Annotated in this window: 2 protein-coding genes (1 of these 2 cut by a window edge); both read left to right on the plus strand. The window is 77.4% G+C overall.

Annotation, left to right across the window (positions count from 1 at the left end):
- Positions 1-12,876 (plus strand): non-ribosomal peptide synthetase, encoded by a 12,876-nt coding sequence (locus ACR807_RS24190; protein ID WP_438923685.1) that lies wholly within the window; start codon positions 1-3, stop codon positions 12,874-12,876.
- On the plus strand, positions 12,876-21,808 hold the 5' portion of the coding sequence (locus ACR807_RS24195) for an SDR family NAD(P)-dependent oxidoreductase (protein ID WP_438923686.1). Its footprint extends 12,055 nt past the window's final position; only the first 8,933 of its 20,988 coding nucleotides appear in the window; its start codon is at positions 12,876-12,878; its stop codon lies beyond the right edge, outside the window. Before ACR807_RS24190 ends, ACR807_RS24195 begins: the two co-directional genes overlap by 1 nt.

Here is a 21,808-nt window from a genome sequence, read left to right on the forward strand (position 1 = left end):
GTGGAATCGACGCTTGCGGCAAACCGCGAGAATGTCCTTTCGGTTGTCTCGGCAATTCTCGCCGAAGTGCTCCCCGCCGCCGACCCGATTCCCGGGAGAACCCTCCGGGAATGCGGGCTCGATTCCATCGCGGCCACCCGCGTGGTGCTCGAACTGCGTCGCCGGCTCGGCGTCGACGTGCCGGTGCAGTGGTTGGCCGGCGCCGACTCCACCGCCCTGGTGGACCGGGCGCTGGAAGGCCGGGCGCCGGAAGGCCGGGCGCCGGCCGACCGGGTGCTCGCGGACCGGGCACTCGCGGACCGCGCCGACGGTGGCGCCGCGACCGCCCCGGCGACGGCCCCCGCCGGCGACGCCGCGGACCCGTTCCCCCTCAGCCCCCTCCAGCAGGCGTACGTCGTCGGCCGCGACCCGGAGCTGACCGACGACCCGGTCGGCTGCCGCGTCCACCGCGAGTTCACCGTCCCCGACGCCGACTGCGACCGGCTGGTCGCCGCGTGGCACCGGCTCGTCGCGCACCACGACGCGCTGCGGCTGGTCGTCTCCGAGACCGGGACCCAACGGGTCCTGCCCGACCTCGCCGCGCCCCCCGTGCCGGTGCACGACCGGCGCGACGCGACCCCGGACGCCTTCGCCGCCCACGTGCGCGCGGTGCGCGACCGCCTGGAGCGGGGCGTCCCGGGGTTCGGCGAACCCCTCGCGGCGGTGGAGATCTCCCTCGACGCCGACGACACCGCCGTGGTGCACCTCGCCCTCGACGGCCTCGCGGTCGACGGCCGCGGCCTGGCCGTGCTGCTCGCCGACTGGCACCGCCTCTACACCGACCCGGCGCACGTGCCGCCCACCGCGCCCCTGTCGCTGCGCGACTGCGCCCTGCTCCTCGCCGCCGAACGCGACCCGGCCGCCCGCGAGGCCGACCTGGCCCACTGGACCGCCCGGCTCGACCCGCTGCCGCCCGCCCCGGTGCGGCTCCGGCCCGCGGCCGGGTCGTCGGGGCGGCGCGCGCAGTTCGGCGGCGAACTCGACCCGGGGCGGTGGGCGGCCCTGCGCGCCCGCGCCGACCGGCTCGGCGTCTCGCCGACCGCCCTGCTGCTGACCGCGTTCACCGAGTCGCTGGCCCGGCCGGGCCCGCCCGAGCCCTGCGCGGTCGTGCTCACCACCAGCGACCGCACCCGCCTGCCCGCCACCGCCGACCGCGTGGTCGGCGCCTTCACCTCGACCGCGGTGTTCGCCGCGCCGGCCACGACGGCCCGGCCGTTCGACGACGCCGCCCGCGAGGTGCACGACCTGCTGTGGCGCGACCTCGACCACATCGGCACCTCGGGCGTCACCGCCCTGCGGGCGCTGCGCGGGCGCGGACCCGCCCCCGACCTGCCGGTGGTCTTCACCAGCCTGCTGGACGCCGCGCACGAGGGCGAGGACGGCGGTTTCGCCGACGCGGTGGTGCACGGTTCCAGCCGCACGTCGGGCGTGGCCCTCGACTGCCAGGTGTGGTCCTGGCGCGGCGGTCTGGCGTGGCGCTGGGACGTGGCCGCGGACCGGTTCGCCACCGGCGACCCCGAGGTGCTGTCCGCCCGCTTCGCCACCGCGCTGGACGTGCTGGCCACGCCCGACGCCGCCCCGGTCCGCCGCCCGCTCAACGAGTTGCAGCAGGCGTACTGGGTGGCGCGCGTCGCCGAGCGCACCGACGACGACGGCTGCCAGGTCCACCACGGCTTCGAGTTCGACCACCTGGACGTCGACGCGCTGGCCCGCGAGTGGACCAGGCTCGTCGACCGGCACGACGCGCTGCGCTCCTGCGCCTCCCACGAGGGCGACCTGGTCGTGCTGCCGCAGGGGCCCGGTCGGGCGCACGTCGCCGTGGTCGACCTGCCCGCCGACGAGGACGCCGACGCGTTCGCCGAGCGCACCGCCGCCGACATGGTCGGCGCCGCGTTCCCGCTGGGCCGCTGGCCGCAGTGCGAGCTGCGCGTTGTGCGCCGCCCCGACGGCTCCGCCACCCTGCACGCCGCGGTGGACCTGATCGTCCTCGACGGCCGCAGCATCCACCTGGTGCTGCGCGAACTGGTCGCCCGCACGGCCGGCGCGGACGCCCGGTACCTGCCCGAGCCCGCCGACCACGTGCCGCCGACACCGTCCCCGGCGGAGGTCGCCGCCGCGTCCGCGCACTGGCGGGACCGCCTCGCCGACCTGCCCGCCGGACCCCCGGTGACCCCCGCCGCCGGGCGGCGGCGCACCCGGCTGTCGTCCCGGCTCACCGGGTGGGCGGCGCTGCGCGCCGAGATCGACGCGCGCGGCCTGCACCCGGACGCCGTGCTGGTCGCCGCGCTGCTGACCGCCCTGGAACCGGGCGTCGACCGCGACTTCGCCGTGCCCGTGGTGCGCTGGACCGCGGGGACCGAGGCGCTGCGGCCCGGCGAGCACACCGTGCTGAGCTGGCTCGCCCGCGGCCCGGCGGGGCGGACGGTGGCCGAGCGCGCCGCCGACAACCACGCCCTGCTCGCCGCCGACCTGGCCGCGTCGGCCGTCGGCGGCCTGGGCGAACTGCGCCGCAAGGTGCTGCGGCAGCGCGACACCACCGGCTCCGGCTTCCCGGTCGTGTGGACCGGCCTGCTGGAGATGGGCGACGCGGCGCTCCCGCCCGGCACGCGCACCGCCCCGTGGCGCACCGCGACGCCCGACGTGTCGCTGGACTGCATCCCGATGGCCGAGGGCGACGTCCTGTCCTGCTGGTGGGACGCCGTGCCCGACGACTTCGCGCCCGGCGCGGTCGAGGCCGCGTTCGAGCGGTTCACCGCGCTGCTGGCCGCGCTCGCGGAGGGCACCGGCTGGGACGCCCGCGCCGAGGGCGTGACGGGCCCCGCCGCGCCCGACCTGGACGCCTGGAACGACACGGCCGCGCCGTTCCCCGTCGACCGGCCCGCGCACGTGCTGGTCGAGGACCAGGCCCGCCGCACCCCGGACGCCGTCGCCGTGCGCCACCGCACCGGCACCACCACCTACCGCGAGCTGGACCGCCGCGCCAACGGGATCGCGCACGCCCTGCGGGCGAAGGGCGTGCGCCGGGGCACGGCGGTCGCGGTGTCGCTGTCCCGGGGACCCGACCTGGTCGCCGCCGTGCTCGGCGTGCTCAAGGCGGGCGGCTGCTACGTGCCCGTGGACCCGGCCCTGCCCGCCGCGCGGGCCGCGTCGATGCTGCGCTCCAGCGGCGTCGAGGTCGTGCTCGGGACCACCGGCCCGCGCTGGGAGGCGCCCGCCGGCACCGGCCTGCTGGACGTGGCCGACACCGCGCCGGCCGACCACCCGCCGACGCCGGTCACCGACCAGCACGACCTCGCGTACGTCATCTTCACCTCCGGCAGCACCGGCACCCCCAAGGGCGTCGCGGTCGACCACCGGGCCCTGCTGAACCTGCTGAACTGGTGCGGGCGCACCTTCGCGTTCGGCCCGGCCGACACCGGCCTGATGGTGACCTCGCTGGGGTTCGACCTGTCCGTGTTCGACCTGTTCGGTCTGCTGGGGTGCGGCGCGTCGGTCTACGTCGCCGACGAGAAGCAGCTGCGCGACCCGGTCGTGCTGCTGGACCTGCTGCGCACCGAGCCGATCACCTTCTGGAACTCCGCGCCGACCACCCTGGCCCAGGTGATGCCGCTGCTGGCGGACCTGCGCGGCGGCGACCCCGGCACCGACTCGCTGCGGCTGGTGTTCCTCAGCGGCGACTACACCCCGCTGAGCCTGCCCGACGAGCTGCGCCGGGTGTTCCGCGGCGCGGAGGTCGTCAGCCTCGGCGGCGCGACCGAGGCCACGGTCTGGTCCAACTTCCACCGCGTCGACCGGGTGGACCCCGAGTGGCGCAGCATCCCGTACGGCCGGCCGATCGACAACGCGCGCTACTACGTGCTGGACGAGCGGTTGCGCCCGTGCCCGGTCGACGTCGAGGGCGACCTCTACATCGCGGGCGAGTGCCTGGCGGTCGGCTACCTCGGGATGCCGTCCCTGACCGCCTCCCGGTTCGTGGCCGACCCGTTCTCGCCCGAACCCGGCGGCAGGCTCTACCGCACCGGCGACCGGGCGCTGTACCGGCCGGACGGCGTGATGGTGTTCCTCGGCCGGGCCGACGGCCAGGTCAAGGTCCGCGGGTTCCGGGTCGAGCTGGGCGAGGTGGAGCACGCGCTGCGCGGCCACCCCGGCGTGCAGGACGTCGTGGTGCTCGCGCGCACCGACCCCGGCGGCGACCGCAGGCTGGTGGCCTACGTCGTGCCCACCGGCGGCCCGGTGACGACCGCCGAGCTGCGCGCGCACGCCGCCCGCACGCTGCCCGACTACATGCTGCCCAACGCGGTGGTGCCGCTGGCCGTGTTCCCGGCCACCGCCAACGGCAAGCTGGACCGGGACGCCCTGCCCTGGCCGGTGCCCGCCACCCCGGCTGTGCCCGCTGCCGCCGCACCCGCTGCTGCCGCACCCGCCGCACCTGCCGCCGCCGCGCTGGGCACTGCCGCGCTCGCTGCGCCGGCCGCCGTGCCTGCCGCAGCCGCGCTCGCTGCGCCAGCCGCAGCCGTGCCGGCCGCAGCTGTGCCTGCTGCCGCTGCGCCGGCCACAGCCGTGCCTGCCGCCGCTGCTGTGCCTGCTGCGCCTGCCGTGCCTGCTGCGTCTGCCGTGCCTTCTGCGTCCGCTGCGCCTGCTGGGCCCGCCGTGGCGGCTGCGTCCGCGTCCACCATCGCCGAGGAGTTGCGCGGCATCCTGTCCTCGCTGCTGGGCGTGGCCGAGATCGACCCGGACACCGACCTCTGGGACCAGGGCGCGACCTCGTTCACCATGATGCAGGTCTCCGGCGCGCTCCAGCGCTCGCACGGCTGCCGCATCCCGGTCGCGGTGCTGCTCGACGACCCGACCGTGACCGCCATCGCCGCCCACGTGGCCGAGCTGACCGGCGGTCTCCCCGAACCCGGCGGGGCGGTGGCGGACCGCCCCGCCGATCCACCCGCGCACCCGGCGCACCCGGCGCACCCCGAGCACCCCGCGCAGTCCGGCCCGCCGGCGGTGGTCGACTTCTTCTCCGCCGAGGAGCGGGCCGCGTTCAAGGCCGCCGGGTGGGGCACCCGGCGGTTCGGCGCGGACGCCCGCCGCGTCGCGCTGCCGGGGCCCGTGCCGACCGCCGCGGAGGTGCGCCGCCGGGCCAGCACCCGCGAGTTCGACGACCGGCCGGTGGACGTCGCCGAACTCGGCGCGCTGCTCGCCCTGCTGCGCGAGGCGGAGGTCGACGGCCGCGCCCGCAGGCTCTACCCCTCCGCGGGCGACACCTACGGCGTGCAGGTCTACGTGCGGCTGCGGTCCGGCGCGGTCACGGGCGCGGAACCCGGCCTGTACTACCACCACCCGCACGAGCACGCCCTCGTGCTCGTCACCGCCGAACCGGCCATCGACCGGTCCGTCCACTTCGTCTACAACCGGCCCGTGCACGACCGGGCGGCCTTCGAGCTGTACCTCGTCGGCAGCACGCGGTCGGTGGCCCCGCTGTACGGCGAGGACGCGCGGCACTACCTGTCGCTGGAGGCCGGCTACCTCGGCCAGCTCCTCATGCTGGGCCAGGCGGACGCGGGCCTCGGCCTGTGCCCGATCGGCGACCTCGCCTTCGACCGGGTGCGCGGCGAGTTCGGCCTCGCCGAGGACGACGTGCTGCTGCACGCCTTCCTCGGCGGACCGGCCGGGCGCGCGACGGCCGCCGCCGGCAGGCTCCCCGCGCCGCGCGCGGTCCCGGCGGAGGTCGCCGTGATCGGTGTCGCGGGCCGCTACCCGGGAGCCGATGACGTGGACGGCCTCTGGCGGCTGCTGCGGTCCGGCGCGACCGCCGTGGCCCCGCCGCCCGCCGCGCGCCGGGACGTGCTCGGCACCGTGCCCGGCGGCTACCTGCCGGGCGTCGAACCGGTCGACGCCGCGCTGTTCCCGTCCGTCGACGGCGACGCGGTGGACCCGCAGCTGCGCCTGCTGCTGCACACCGCCTGGCAGTGCCTGGAGCACGCCGGGCACACCCCCGCGTCGCTGCCCTCCCGGGTGGGCGTGTTCACCGCCGCCATGTGGCACGACCACCAGCAGGTCGGCGCGGACCGGTGGCGCGCGGGCGACCGGGCGGTGCTGTCCGCCCTGGCCGCCGACCTGCCGAACCGCGTCTCGCACGCGTTCGGGTTCACCGGCCCGAGCGTGGCCGTGGACACGGCCTGCTCCTCCGCGCTCACCGCCGTGCACCTCGCCGCGACCGCGCTGCGGGCGGGGGAGTGCGACGCGGCCCTGGTGGCCGGGGTGAACCTGATCGGCCACGGCTACCACGCCGCGCTGCTGTCCGACCTCGGCCTGGTCGCCGAAGAGGGCTCCACGGGCGCGTTCGACGCGGCCGGCCCCGGCTGGTCGCCCGGCGAGGGCGCCGGGGTGCTGCTGCTGCGCCGCGCCGCCGACGCGGCGGACGACACCGTGCACGCGCTCGTCGAGGGCAGCGCCCTCGGCCACGCGGGCGGCGGCCGGTTCGGCGCGCCCGACGCGGAGGCGTTGCGCGCCTCGGCGTCGGCCGCGCTGGAGGCGGCGGGCGTCGGTCCCGAGGACCTCGGCTACGTCGAGTGCGCGGCGGCCGGCGCGACGATCGCCGACGCGGCGGAGGTCGAGGCGCTGAGCGCGCTGCTGGCCGACCGCCGCGACCCCGTGCCCGTCGGCACCGTCAAACCCAACACCGGCCACTTGGAGGCCGCCGCCGGCCTGGCGCAGCTCACCAAGGTGCTGCTGCAACTGCGGCACGGCGAACTCGCGCCGACCCTGCTCGCGGACGAGCCCAGCCCGCTGGTCGACTGGACCGGCCTCCCGGTCCGGCCGTGCACCGCCGTCGAGCCGTGGACCGGCGGGCCGCGCCGCGCGCTGGTCACGGCGATCGGCGCCACCGGTTCGCACGCCCACGTCGTGCTGCGCGCCCCCGACCCGGTCCCGCCGCGCCCGGAACCCGCCGGTCCCGCCGTCGTGCTGCTGTCGGCCGACGACGCGCCCGCGCTGCGGTCCTCGGCCGCCGCCCTGCGCGACCACCTCGCGGACGCGCGGCCCCGGCCGGCGGACGTCGCCTGGACCACGCAGTGCGGTCGGGCCGCGCGCCCGGTGCGGGCCGCGTTCGACGCCGGCGACCTCGCCGCGCTGATCGCCGACCTCGACGCGGTCGCCGCCGGGGGAGCGGTCGCGGTGCGCGACGAGCGGGCACGCCGCTGGGCCGCGGGCGAGGACGTCGACTGGCGTCCCCTGTGGACGGTTCCGGCGCGGCACGTCCCGCTGCCCACCCGCAGGTTCGGCCCGGGGGAGGCGGTCGGAGCGCGGAGCGGCCTGCCGGCCGCGTCCGCCCCGGACCTCTCCGACGTCGAGCGCGAGCTGTGCGCCGCCTTCGCCGACGTCACCGGGTTGCCGCCCGAGCGGGTGGGACCGCGCACGCCCCTGGCGGACCTGGGGTTGACCTCGGCCGCGGCGGTGCGGATGACCGTGTTCGTCCGCGAGCGCTTCGGGCCGGCGTCGGCCACGCTGTTCTTCGAGCACCGCGACCTCGCCGGGGTCGCGGCCCGGCTGACCGGGACCGGCGCGCGGGTGACCGCCCGGCAGCCGGAACCCGCACCCGTGCCGTCCCCCGAGCCGTTCCCGGAGCCGTCCCCGGAGGCGTTCCCGGACGCGGGCGCGATCGCCGTGATCGGCCTGGCCGGCCGCTACCCGGGCGCCGACGACCTCGACGCGTTCTGGGCCGACCTGGTCGCCGGGCGCGACCGCGTCACCCCGCTGCCCGCCGACCGGGCGCGCCCCGACTGGCCCGCCGGGTCCGTGCACGGCGGCTTCCTGTCCGACGTGGACCACTTCGACCCGCTGCTGTTCGGCATCGCGCCCCGCGAGGCCGCGCTGATCGACCCGCAGGAACGCCTGTTCCTGGAGGTCGCCAGGCTCACCCTGGACGACGCGGGCTACTCCGCGCGCAGGCTGCGCGACCGGCACCGCGGCCGGGTCGGGGTGTTCGTGGGCGCGATGCACAACGAGTACCCGTTCCTGGGCGTGGAGCGCTCCGCCGATGGCGACCCCGCCTACACCGGGTCCACGCCGGGCGGCATCGCCAACCGGGTGTCCTACGCGTTCGACCTGTCCGGGCCGAGCATGACCGTCGACACGATGTGCTCGGCGTCGCTGACCGCCCTGCACCTGGCCGTGCACAGCCTGCGCCGGGGCGAGTGCGAGGTGGCCGTCGCCGGTGGCGTCAACCTGTCCCTGCACCCCAACAAGTTCGTCCAGCAGCGGGCCATGCGGATGACCGCCGACAGCGGGCGGTGCCGCGCGTTCTCCGCCGAGGGCGACGGGTTCGTGCCCGGCGAGGGCGTGGGCGCGGTGCTGCTCAAGCCGCTCGCGCACGCGGTGCGCGACGGCGACCGGGTGCACGGCGTGATCCGGGCGACGGCGGTGAACCACGGCGGCCACACCTCCGGCTACACCGTGCCCAACCCGGTGGCGCAGGGCGAGGTGGTGGCGTCGGCGCTGCGCGAGGCGGGCATCGCCCCGGACACCGTCGGCTACGTGGAGGCGCACGGCACCGGCACGTCGCTGGGCGACCCGATCGAGATCGCCGGGCTGGGCCGCGCGCTGGGCGACGGGCTCGCGCCCGGTTCCGTCCCGGTGGGGTCGGTGAAGTCCAACATCGGCCACCTGGAGGCCGCCGCCGGGATCGCCGGCCTGACCAAGGTGCTGCTCCAGCTGCGGCACCGCACCCTCGTGCCGTCGCTGCACGCCGAGCGCCTCAACCCCGAGGTCGACTGGGCGGCGAGCCCGCTCGCGGTGCAGCGCGAGGCCGCGCCGTGGCCCGCGCCCCGGTCCGGCCCCCGCCGCGCGGGCATCAGCGCCTTCGGCGCGGGCGGGTCGAACGCGCACGTGGTCGTGGAGGAGTTCGTCGCCGCGCCCCGGTCGCCGCGACCCGCGCGGCCCGCCGTGGTCGTGCTGTCCGCGCGCACCGCCACCGGCCTCGCCGAACAGGCCCGCCGGCTGGCCGACCACCTCCTCGCGACCCCCGCCGCCGACCCGGCCGCGCTCCGGGCCGAGCTGGAGCGGATCGCGCGCGGCGAGCTGCCGCCGGGCCTGGCCTCGGCGCGCGACGCGGGCGCGTACCTGCTCGGCCTGACCGCCGCCGACGACCTCGCCGACATCGCCTTCACCCTCCAGGTCGGGCGCGAGCACGGCGTGGAGCGGCTGGCGTTCGCCGCGTCGTCCCGGGCCGAGGCGGGCGAGCGCTTGACGCGGTTCCTCGCGGGTGACCCGACCGCCGTGCACCGGGGCCGGGTGGCGCGGGCCGACGAACGCGCCACGACCCCGGAACTCGACCCGCGCGCCCTGCCGGCGGACGAGCTGGCCGCCCGGTGGGCGGCCGGTGAGGACGCGGACTTCGCCCTGCTGGACGACGGGGGCCACCGCCCGGTGGCGCTGCCGGGCACGGTCTTCGACCGCGTCCCGTGCCGCCTGCCGGAGCGCTCGGAGCGCGCGGAGCGCCCTGAGCGAGCGGAGCCGGTCGCCGCACGACCCGCCGCGCCGTTCCCGGCCGACGTGCGCCCGGCTGCGCCGTTCTCGGCCGACGTGCGCCCGGCTGCGCCGTTCTCGGCCGAGGTGCGCCCGGCTGATGCGCGCTCGGCCGATGGGCTCTCGACCGGAGTGCCCGTGACCGGAGTGCCCGTGACCGGAGCGCCTGCGGCCGGAGCGCCCTCGGTCGAGGTGCCCCTGTACGAGCGGACCTGGGTGGCGGCCGTCGCCGTCGCCCCGACCGCGCCGGTCGTCGGGACCGTGCTGTGCCTGCACACCCCGGCCACCGCGGACCTCGCGCGGCGCGTGGCCGCCGGTATCGGCGGCGCGACCCTCGTGGACGTCACCGGTCCCGACGTCACCGGTCCCGACGCCACCGGTCTGGACGCCACCGGCGTCGCCCCGGCCGCCGCGGGGGTGCTGGACCTGTGCGACCTCGACCCCGCGCCGGTCCCGAGGCACGCCCGCGTGGCGCTGCTCCAGGCGTTGCTGCGGTCGCGGACCGGCGCCCTGCGGGTGCTGCACGTGACCTCGGGCCTCGCCGACCTGCCCGGACCGGTGCCGACCGCGGCCGGCGCGGAGGTCGCCGGATTCGCCCGGGTGCTGACCGCCGAACACCCGGCGGTGCTCGCCACCACCCTCGACACCGACGCGCCGGAACGCGACGTGCCCGCCGAGTGGGTCGTCACCGACGCCCCGGGCGAGGTCTGCGCGCGCAACGGCACCAGGCACCTGCCCGCGCTGACCCCCGTCACCGACACCGGTGACCCGGTCGTGCCCGACCCCGACCGGGTGCACCTGGTCGTCGGCGGCACGGGCGGGCTGGGCATCGCGGTGGCGCGGCACCTGGTGCGCCGCGGCGCGCGGCGCGTCGTGCTGCTCGGCCGCCGCCCGGTCGCCGACCGCGAGCGCTGGAACGCGCCGGGCCTGCCCGCCCGCGACGCCCGGATCGCCGCGGCCGTCACCGGGATGGAGGCGGCGGGCGCGACCGTGCGGCTGTGGTCCGGTGAACTGGCCGACGCCGCCTCGGTGGTCGCGGCGGTGCGAGCCGAACTCGGGCCCATCGGCGGCGTCGTGCACTGCGCCGGGGACGCCGGCGGCCCGCCCGCGCCCCTGGGCCGGCAGGACCCGGCGGACCTCGACCGGGCCTTCGCCGCCAAGGTGGACGGGCTGACCGACCTGCTCGACGCCTGCGCGCCCGACCGGCCCGCGTACACGGTGCTGTTCTCGTCCGTCTCGGCCGCCCTGCCCGCGCTCGGCGCGGGTGTGGCCGGGTACGCGGCGGCCAACGCGGTCCTCGACGCCGTCGCCCGCGTGCGCGGCCTCACCTCGGTGCAGTGGCCGGTGTGGCGGGACAGCGGCTCGGGCGCGTCCGGCGAGGCCGCCTGCGCCGCCGTCGGCCTGCGCGCCCTCGGTGACGACGAGGCGCTCCGCTGCCTGGACCGCGCGGTCGCCACCGCCCGGCCGGTGCTGCTGCCCGCGCCCGCCGCCCCCGGCGGGTTCGACCCGGTGTCCGCGCTGCGGCACCGCCCCGCGACCACCCCGCGCGCGGCCGTCCCCGGCGGCGACCACGACTGGCTGACGCGGGTCGTGGCCGAGACGCTGGGCGCGGACGCGTCCGCGATCGACCCGGCCACGCCCTTCGCCGACCTCGGCCTGGAGTCGGTGCTGCTGGCCGAGCTGGTCGTGCGCCTGGAGGCCCGGCTCGGCCGGCCGGTGGACCCCTCGCTGGTGCTGGAGCACCCGACCGTCGACCGGCTCGCCGCCGTCCTCGGCACGCCCCTGCCCCCGGCGCCGGGGCCCGCGCCCGCCGCCGGAGCCCCGGCACGGGTCGTGGACGACCGCATCGCGGTCATCGGCATGGCGTGCGCCTTCCCCGGCGCACCGGACGTGGACTCGTTCTGGCGCAACCTGGTCGACGGCGTGGACGCGATCACCGAGGTGCCCGCCGACCGGTGGGACGTCGACGGGCTGCACCGCACCGACCACGCGCCCGGCAGCAGCATCAGCCGGTGGGGCGGGTTCGTCGACGGGATCGACCGGTTCGACGCCGCCTACTTCGGCCTGGACGACGCCTCGGCCGACGCGCTCGACCCGGCGATCCGGCTGCTGCTGGAGAACGCCGTGACCGCGCTGCGCGACGGCGGCTACCACGACGACGAGGTGCGCGGCCGGGACGTCGGGGTGTTCGTCGGCGCGCGGATGTCGAACTACCGCAGGCGCACGGGCGCGGGCGGGCCCTCGGGCGACCAGAACTTCATCGCCGCGCACCTGGCGCACCACCTCGACCTGCACGGGCCGAACCTGGTGGTGGACAGCGCCTGCTCGTCGGCGCTCGTCGCGGTGCAGCTCGCCGTGCGCAGCCTGCTGGCGGGGGAGTCGGAGCTGGCGCTGGCCGGCGCGGTCGACGTGCTGCTGGACGAGGAGCCCTACGTGGAGTTCACCGCCGCGCGGGCGCTGTCGCCCAGCGGGCGGTGCCGCACCTTCGACGAGCGCGCCGACGGTTTCGTGCCCGGCGAGGGGTGCGGGGTGCTGCTGCTCAAGCCGCTGGCGGCGGCGCTGCGCGACGGTGACCGCGTGCGCGCGGTGATCGACGCGGTGGCCGTCAACAACGACGGCCGGACCATGGGGCTCACCACGCCCAACCCGACCGCCCAGGCGGCGGTGGTGCGCCGGGCGCTGGACCTCGCCGGGGTGTCCGCGCGGGACGTGGGCCTGGTGGAGGCGCACGGCACGGCCACGCGCATCGGCGACCCGATCGAGCTGCGCGCGCTGACCGACGCGTTCCGCGCCGACACCGACCGCACCGGGTTCTGCGCGGTCGGCAGCGTCAAGTCCGGCATCGGGCACCTGCTGAGCGCGGCCGGGATCGCCGGGCTGGTGAAGGCCGCGCTCGCGGTCGAACGGGCCGTGGTGCCCGCCACGCTGCACTGCGAGCGGCCCAACCCCAGGTTCGACTTCGCCTCCTCGCCGTTCCGCCCGGCGACCGCGACCGCGCCGTGGGAGGGCGGGCGCAGGGTGGCCGGGGTCAGCGCCTTCGGCCTCGGCGGCACCAACGCCCACGCCATCGTCTCCAACCCGCCCCCGCACACGCCCCGGCGGGCACCCCTGCCGCCACCGGGGTTCCGGCGGAGCAGGCACTGGATCGACCGCACGCCACCACCTCCACCGGTGTCACCGCAGCCGGTGTCACCGCAGCCGGTGTCACCGCAGCCGGTGTCACCACCGCCGTCACCGCCCCGGCTGGTGACGTCCCTGGCGACCCTGCGCTTCACGAGTGAGCACAGCACCGGCGAGCAAGGCGAAAGGACCCCGTGATGCACGACGGCGCCATCGACTGCCGCATCCAGTTGGCCCACGACGACTTCGTGATGGACAACCACCGGGTGCACGGCGTGTCCGTCATGCCCGGCGTGACGCTGCTCGACGCCGTGCACCGGGTGCTCGCCGGCGCCGGCCTGCCGCACACCCGTGCCGACCTGCGGGACGTGCTGTTCCCCGAGCCGATCGCGACCGAACCCGGCCGGGGCAGGGAGATCCGGGTGCTGGTGGGCGCGCCGGACGCGGGCGGCGTGCGGGCGGTGTCCGTGTCGAGCCGGTGGGAGGGCGGGGACAACCCGTGGCACACCAACCTGACCGCGCGGCTGCTGCTGGACGAGCGGGAGGCGGACGGGCGGATCGACCCGGCGGCGCTGCGGGCCGGCGCGGTGCGGCGCTACGAGCTGGCCGAGCTGTACGCGCGGGCGCGGGCCGAGGACATCCGGCACGGGGCCGCCATGACGTGCCGGGGAACGCTGCACGTGGGCGACGGCTACCTGCTCGCCGAACTGGACCTGGACCCCGCCGCCGGGTCCGAGGAGCTGTTCCACCTGCACCCGGCCAAGATGGACGCCTCCACGATCGCCGCCTACGGGCAGACCGAGGCGGTGTCCCGGGACCCGTTCATCCCGATGTTCGTGGAGGGCTTCCGCGCGCCGCGCCCGTTGCGCGGGCGGACCTGGCTGTACGCGGCCGGGGTGGAGGTGCTGGCCGACTCCGGTGACGTGATCACCAACAGCTACGGCCTCTACGACGAGGACGGCCTGCTGTGCGCGGAGGTGCGCGGCCTGACGTGCAAGCGGATCAGGTTCCCCGGCCTGATCACCCGGCTGCTGCACGGCGGGACGAGCGCCGAACCGCCTGTCCTGGAGTCGCCCGTCCTGGAGACGCCCGTCGTGGAGTCGCCTTCGGGGAGCAGCGGGGTCCTGCCGCCCGGCCCGGAGGCCGTCCGGGCGCACCGCGCGCACCTGCGGGAGCTGGTCGGCGGTGTGCTCGGCCGGGTGCCTGCGGACGTGCCCGCCGACGCCGGCTTCTACGACCTGGGCCTGGACTCGGTGGCCCTGCTCGACCTCGGCCGCGAGCTGGAGCGCGCGGCGGGGACGACGCTGTACCCGACGCTGCTGTTCGAGTTCACCGACATCGAGGGCGTGGCCGGGCACCTGGGCGGCCTGCACGGCTTCCACGGGGCGACCGCCGAGCCCGCTCCCGCTCCCGGTTCCGCTTCCGCTCCCGCTCCGGTTCGCGAGGTCACCACCCGCGTCTACCGCCCCGTGTGGACGCCGCTCGCCCCGGTCCCGGCACCGGTCGGCGACGTGGTCGTGGTGCGCGTCCCCGGTGCGCGGGGCGAGGCGCTGGCCGCAGCCCTCCGCCGCCGCCACGGCGGCGCGCTGGTCGACGCGACCGGCCAGGACGCCGGGGACCTGCTCACCGGCCGGTCCGCCACCGTGCTCGTGCTCGCCCTGGACGCCCCGGACCCGGCCGAGGCCGGCGGTGCGCTGTGGGACGTGGCGGGAGCGCTCGCGCGGACCGGCGCGGCCGGTGCGGTGCACGTCGTGCACGACGGCTCGCTCGGGTCGGCGGTGGCCGGCGCGGCGCGCACGATCGCGGCCGAGTCGCCGTCCGTGCGGTGCCGCGCGGTCGAGGTCGAGGACGTGCCGGCCGATGTCCTGGCCGCCCTGGTGCTGGCCGAGGCGGGGGACCGCTCGCCGGAGGCCGAGGTCCGGTACCGGGGCGCGGTGCGCTCCGTGCGCCGCCACCTGCCGGCGGTGCCGGAACCGGTGGTGCCGGAACCCGCGGCGCCGGCGGTGCGGTCCGCCGGCGGCGTCTACCTGGTCACCGGCGCGGCCGGCGGTGTCGCCGGACCGGTCGCCGAGCACCTGGCCCGCCGGCCCGGCGCGTGCCTGGTCCTGGTCGGCCGCGACGCCGACGACCCGCGCTTGGTGGAACGCGCCCACCGCCTCGCCGCGCTCGGCGCGCGGGTGCTGCCCGTCGGCGCGGACCTGACCGACGCGGCGTCCACCGCGTCGGCCGTGGCCGCCGCCCGTGCCCGCTTCGGCCGGGTGGACGGCGTGCTGCACCTCGCCGGGGTGACCCGTGACGGCCTGTTCGTCCGCAAGACCGCCGACAACCTGCGCGCCGTGCTCGGGCCGAAGCTGCTCGGGGCCGTGCACCTGGACGAGGCGATCGGCGACGCGCCCCTCGACTTCTTCGCGGTGGCGTCGTCGCTCACGGCCGCCATCGGCAACACCGGGCAGAGCGACTACGCCTACGCCAACGGCGCGCTGGAGGACTTCGCCCGCCGCCGGGCCGAGCGGTCCGACCGGGCCGGGACGAGCGTGGCGATCGCGTGGCCCATGTGGGCCGAGGGCGGGATGCGCCTGCCCGAGACCGCCCTGCGCCGCGTGTGGGACGTGCAGGGCACCGCGCCGATGCCCACTGCCGACGGCCTGGCCGTGCTGGACCGCCTGCTGACCGGTCCCGACGGCGTCGCGGTCGTTGTCCACGGCGACCCGGCGCGGATCGACGACCTCGTCCCGCCGCCCGCCGCCCAGCCCCATGCCGGGCAGCCCCATGCCGCCCAGCCCCATGCCAGGCAGCCCCTCACCGAGCAGCCCGCCGCCGGGTCGCCCTCCGTCGAGCAGGCCCCCGCCGGGTCGCCCTCCGTCGAGCAGGCCCCCGCCGGGTCGCCGTCCGCCGGTCCGGGCCGCGTGGAGGAGGTCCGGGAGACGGCGGACGACGGGGCGATCGCGGTGATCGGGCTCGCCGGCCGCTACCCGCAGGCCCCCGACCTGGACGCGTTCTGGCGCAACCTGCTCGACGGCGTGGACAGCGTGGTCGAGGTGCCCGCCGAGCGCTGGGACCACGACGCCCACTTCGACCCGCGCCCCGGTGTCGACGGCCGGACCTACAGCCGCTGGGGCGGTTTCCTGGACGGCGTCGACCGGTTCGACCACGCGTTCTTCGGCATCTCCCGGCGCGACGCCGAGCGGATGGACCCGCAGGAGCGCCTGTTCCTCACGACCTGCTGGCAGGCGGTGGAGGACGCGGGCCGGGTGCTGGCCGGTCACGACGTCGGCGTGTTCGCCGGGGTCACGTGGAGCCACTACCAGCTCTACCAGGACGCCGGGGTCGCGCCCGTCGCCATGCACGCCTCCGTCGCCAACCGGGTCTCCCACGTGCTCGACCTGACCGGCCCCAGCCTGTCCGTGGACACCGCGTGCTCGTCGTCGCTGACCGCCGTGCACCTGGCCGTGCAGGCGATCCGGCGCGGCGAGTGCGACCTGGCCCTCGCGGGCGGGGTCAACACCTCCGTGCACCCGCAGAAGTACCTCCAGCTCTCCCAGGGCCAGTTCCTGTCCCCGGACGGTCGGTGCCGCAGCTTCGGCGCGGGCGCGGCGGGGTACGTGCCGGGCGAGGGCGTGGGCGTGGTGCTGCTCAAGCCCTTGTCCCGGGCGCTGGCCGACGGCGACCACGTGCACGGCGTCATCCGCGGCACGTCGCTCAACCACACCGGCCACACCGGCGGGTTCACCGTGCCCAGCCCCACCGCGCAGACCTCCCTGATCCGCCGCGCGATGACCGGCGCGGGTGTGGACCCGGGAACCGTCGGCTACGTCGAGGCGCACGGCACCGGCACGTCCCTGGGCGACCCGATCGAACTCGACGGGCTGCGCGCCGCGTTCGGGGCCGACCTGCCGGCGGGCTCGGTGGCGATCGGCTCGGTCAAGTCCAACATCGGCCACCTGGAGGCGGCGGCCGGCGTCGCCGGGCTCACCAAGGTGCTGCTCCAGATGAGGCACCGCACCCTCGTGCCCTCCCTGCACGCGGAGGAGCTGAACCCGCACCTGCGGCTGGACGGCTCGCCGTTCGCGGTGCAGCGGGACGCGCGCCCCTGGCTGCCGGTGGGCGGCGACGTCCTGCGCGCCGGGGTGAGCGCGTTCGGCGCGGGCGGCGCGAACGGCCACCTCGTCGTGGAGGAACCGCCCCGGACGGTCGCCGCGCCGGACGTCGCCGCCACCCGCCTGTTCGTGCTGTCCGCGCGGGACGACGAGGCGCTGCGCCGCCGTGCCGAAGACCTGCTCGGGGTGCTGGACCGGGAACCGCGACGGCCGGGCGCGGACCACGTGCTCGCCGTGCTGCTGGAGCAGGTCGCGGCGCTGCTCGACGTGCCCGCGGACCGGGTCGACCCGGCGGAGCCGCTGACCGACTTGGGTTTCGACCTGCCGATGCTGCGGGAACTGGCCCGCCGCTGCGACGACGTCCTCGACGCGCCGCTGCCGGTCACCGCCGGGCCCGAGGCGTCCCCGGCGCACCTCGCCGCCCTCGTCGCCGCGCGCTCGGCACCGGTGCCGGGAGGTGCCGGGCCGGCGCTGCGCGACATCGCCCACACCCTCGCCGCGGGCCGCGTCCCGCTGCGCACCAGGCTCGCCGTGGTCGCCGCCGACGCCGACGAGCTGCGCGCCGGCCTGCGCCGCTACCTCGACGGCGGCCCCGCCTCCGCCGGGTGCGCGTGGGGCGTCGGCGATCCCGAGACCGCACCCGACCCGCGGACCTGCCTGGAGCTGCACCGCGCGGGCGACCTCACCGCGCTGGCCGCGGCCTGGGTCGCCGGCGCCGACGTCCCGTGGGACCGCTGCGCCGAACCCGGCGCCCGCCGCGTCCCGCTGCCCACCTACCCGTTCCGCGAGCAGGCCCACTGGGTGGGCCGGTGGCGCTCCGCATCGCCGGCCGCCGCACCGAACCACGAGGAGACCACGGTGCAGACCCCCGCGTCCCCCGCCTCCCCCGTCGAGCTGCGCGTGCCCGCCGAGGGCATCGCCCTGGTCACCATGCGCGGCGGGCACAACATGTTCACGGCCGAGCTGCTGGCCGCCTTGGAGGCGACCTTCGCCGAGGTCGCGGCGCGCACCGACCTGAAGGTCGTCGTGCTCACCGGCTCGGACGGCGTGTTCTGCATGGGCGGTACCCCGGAAGGGCTGGCCGACCTCGCGGACGGCAACGGCCGGTTCACCGACGCGCCGTTCGTCTACGAGGGGCTGCCGCGCTGCCCGCTGCCGGTGATCGCCGCGATGGACGGCCACGCCGCCGGCGGCGGCCTGGCGTTCGGGCTGCACGCGGACGTGGTGCTGCTGGCCCGGGAAGCGGGGTACGCGGCGAACTTCCTCAAGTTCGGGTTCACGCCCGGGGTCGGCGCCACCCAGGCGCTCCAGCGCCGGTTCGGCGCGTCCACGGCGTCCGAGATGTTCTTCGGCGCGCGGACGCTGTCCGGGGCCGAGCTGGAGCGGCGGGGCGCGCACGTCGTCGTGCACGACGCGGCCGACGTGCTGCCGGCGGCGCTGGAGCTGGCGCGGTCGATCGCCGCCCAGCCGCGTGCCGCCGTCGTCGCGCTCAAGGAGGAGCTGGCCGGTCGGGTGCTGGCCGAGCTGTCGGGTGTGGTGCGCCGGGAGGTGGAGCTGCACGAGCGGGTGCTCGGGGCCGAATCGCTGGAACGGGTGCGCGCGCACCAGGACAAGGCCGACGCCTTCCGCCGCAACGGCACCCCCGCGCCCGTGACCCCCGCGCCCGTGACCTCCGTGCCGGCGACCCCCGCGCCCGTGGCTTCCGTGCCGGCGGCTCCCGCTCCCACTGCCTACACCGCTGGTGCCACTGCCCCCGTCGCCACTGCGCCGGTCGCCTCGCCGTCCGCCACCCCTGCTCCTGTCGCCGCCGCGCGGATTGTTGAACAATCCCCCCATCCCTCCATGGGGCGTCCGTTGCCCGCTCGGACCGAGGTGATCGAGGTCATCGAGGAATCGCTGTGCGCGCAGCTCTTCGTGGACCGCGACGAGATCGACCCCGGTCGGACGTTCAGCGAGCTGGGCGTGGACTCCATCGGTGCGGTCAGCCTGGTCCGGGCCGTCAACGAGCGGTTCGGGCTCGACCTGGACTCCGTGACCGTCTACGACCACCCGGACGTCGAGCGGCTGACCGACCACGTGCTGGAGGTCGCGGGCCGGTCCCGGGCGCTGCTCGACGCGGCCCTCGCAGATGCGCCCACCCAACCCGCCCCCGTCGCCCCCGCCCCCGTTGACCCCGCGACCTCCGCCTCCGCGACCTCCGCCCCCGCGACGTCCGCTCTCGCGATCAGCGTCCCGGCCGCGTCCCGACCGCCGAGGGTCGTGCTGAGCGCGCCCTCCCGGCCGGCCGCCGCGCCGCTGACCCTGGCCGCGCCGCGTGGTCGCCGCGTCCGCACCGAGCGGAGCCCGCTGGCCGGGGAGGGCGACGAGTCCGAACCCGCCCGGGCCGACGCCGAGACGCGCCCCGAGCCGGAGCACCGACCGGAGTCGGAGCTTGAACCGCAGCCCGAACCGCAGCGACAGTCGGCGGCGCAGCCCGAGCCACAGCCGGAGGCGAAGTCGCAGCCGGAGCCACAGCCGCAGTCGGAGGCGAAGCCGCAGTTGGAGCCGCGCCCGCAGTCGTACCCCGGTGACGCCATCGCGGTGATCGGCGTGTCCGGCCGCTTCCCGGACGCGCCCGACGTGCCGACCTTCTGGCACAACCTGGTCTCCGGCCACGACAGCGTCCGCGAGGTGCCGCGTGAGCGCTGGGACGTGGACGCGGTCTACCACCCCGACCGCCTGCGCGCGGGCACCACGAACAGCCGCTGGGCCGCGATGTTGTCCGACGTGGACCGCTTCGACGCCGCGTTCTTCCAGCTCTCGCCCGCCGAGGCGGAACTGGTCGACCCGCAGCAGCGGCTGTTCCTGATGACCGCCTGGTCGGCGCTGGAGGACGCCGGGCAGGTCGGCGGCGGCCGGTGCGGCGTGTTCGTCGGCGCGGGCGCGGGCGACTACCTGCGGCTGGTCGAGGAGGCCGGCCGGGACGACACCGGCCAGAGCTTCCTGGGCAGCGCCACGTCGATCCTGCCCGCCCGCATCGCCTACCACCTGAACCTGACCGGTCCGACGATCGCGGTGGACACGGCCTGCTCGTCGTCGCTGGTCGCCGTGCACCTGGCGTGCGACAGCCTGCGCGCCGGCGAGTGCGACACGGCCATCGCGGGCGGCGTGGCCGTGATGAACACGCCCCGGATGCACGTGTGGACCAGCAAGGCCGGGATGCTCTCGCCCACCGGCCGCAGCGCGCCGTTCGACGCCTCCGCCGACGGCATCGTGCTCGGCGAGGCGTGCGCCGCCGTGGTGCTCAAGCGCCTCGACCGCGCGTTGGCCGACGGCGACCGCGTGCACGCGGTCATCCGCGCCGGCGGCGTGAACGGCGACGGCCGCACCAACGGCATCACCGCGCCCAGCGCCACCTCGCAGGCGGCACTGCTGCGCGCGGTCCACGCCCGCGCGGGCATCTCCGCCGAGGACGTCGACTACGTCGAGGCCCACGGCACCGGCACCGCGCTCGGCGACCCCATCGAGGTCAAGGCCCTCGCCGAGGTGCTGGGCGGACGGCGCGCGCCGGGCGTCCTGGGCTCGGTCAAGGCCAACGTCGGCCACACCACCCTGGCCGCCGGCATCACCAGCCTGGTCAAGGTCGTGCTGGCGCTGCGCAACGGCGAGCTGCCGCCGTCGCCGCACTTCACCGAGGCCAACCCGGACATCGACCTGGCCGGGGGACCCCTGCGCGTCCTGCCCGACCGGGCGCACTGGTACCCGGGACCGAGCGGCGTCCGCACGGGCGTGGTGAGCAGCTTCGGCTTCAGCGGCACCAACTGCCACGTCGTGCTCCAGGAGGCCCCGCCCGCGCCCGCCGACCCCCGGCCGCGCCCCGAGCGGTCCGTGGTGGCGCTGTCCGCGCGGACCCCGGAGGCGCTGCGCGCCCGGGTCGCCGACCTGCGGGCCGCGCTGGAACCGGCCGGCATGATCCACTCGGGCGTGCTCGGCGGCGGCGACCTGACCGACATCGCGCACACCCTCGCCGTGCGCCGGGCGCACTTCCGGCACCGCGTCGCGTTCGTCGCCCGGGACCTGGCCGACCTGCGCGCCCAGCTCGACCGGCACCTCGCCGGCGCGGAGCCGGTCCGCGGCGACACCGACCTCGACCGGGTCGCGCTGGACTGGCAGCACGGCGAGGGCGACCTGGCCGCCGTGTTCGCCGACCTGCCGGGCCGGCCCGTGTCGTTGCCGTACTACCCCTTCGCCCGCGACCGGCACTGGATCGTCACCCCCGAGGTCACGACGCCCGAAGCCACCACCCCCGAGGTCACGGCGCCCGAGGTTGCAGCGCTCGCCGGACCGGTGCCCGCCGGAGCGGTGGACACCCGGCCGGTGACGCTGGCGCTGGAGCCCGACGCCCCGTTGGTCGTGGACCACGTGCTGGCCGGCAAGCCCGTGCTGCCCGGTGCGGCCACCGTCGCCCTGGCGGTGACCGCCGCACGGCGCGCCGGCCTCACCGGACCCCTGCGGCTGAGCGACGTGACCTGGTCGCGGCCCCTGGTCGTCGACCGGCCCACCACCGCCACCCTGACCCTCGACGGAACGGCCTTCCGCCTCGCGCCGGAGGGCGGCGAGACCTGCGCGACGGGTCGGGTCACCACCGGGGGCGAGGCCCGACGTGTCGACCTGACCGCCGCCCGCGCCCGGTGCGGCCGGTCCGTGCCGGTCACCGACCTGTACGCCGCCTTCGACCGCGCCGGCCTGCGCTACGGCCCCGGCTTCCGCGTCGTCACCGACCTGCGGGCCGGTGACGACGAGGCGCTGGCCACCCTCGCGCGCCGGGAACCGGTCGGGCACCGCCCCGACCCGCGCGTGCTGGACGGTGCGTTGCAGACCGTCGCCGCGCTGGTGGGTGAGCGCCCGACGCCGCTGGTCCCGCACGGCGTGGACGAGGTCGTCGTGCACGACGACGGCGTCCCGACCCACGCCCACGCGGTCCGCGCGAGCGGTGAGGACAGGTTCGACGTGCGCCTGTGCGACGCGGACGGGCGGGTGCTGGTCTCGTTCTC

Origin of the sequence: Saccharothrix sabaoui (assembly GCF_051756985.1) — a bacterium.
Taxonomy (GTDB): Bacteria; Actinomycetota; Actinomycetes; order Mycobacteriales; family Pseudonocardiaceae; genus Actinosynnema.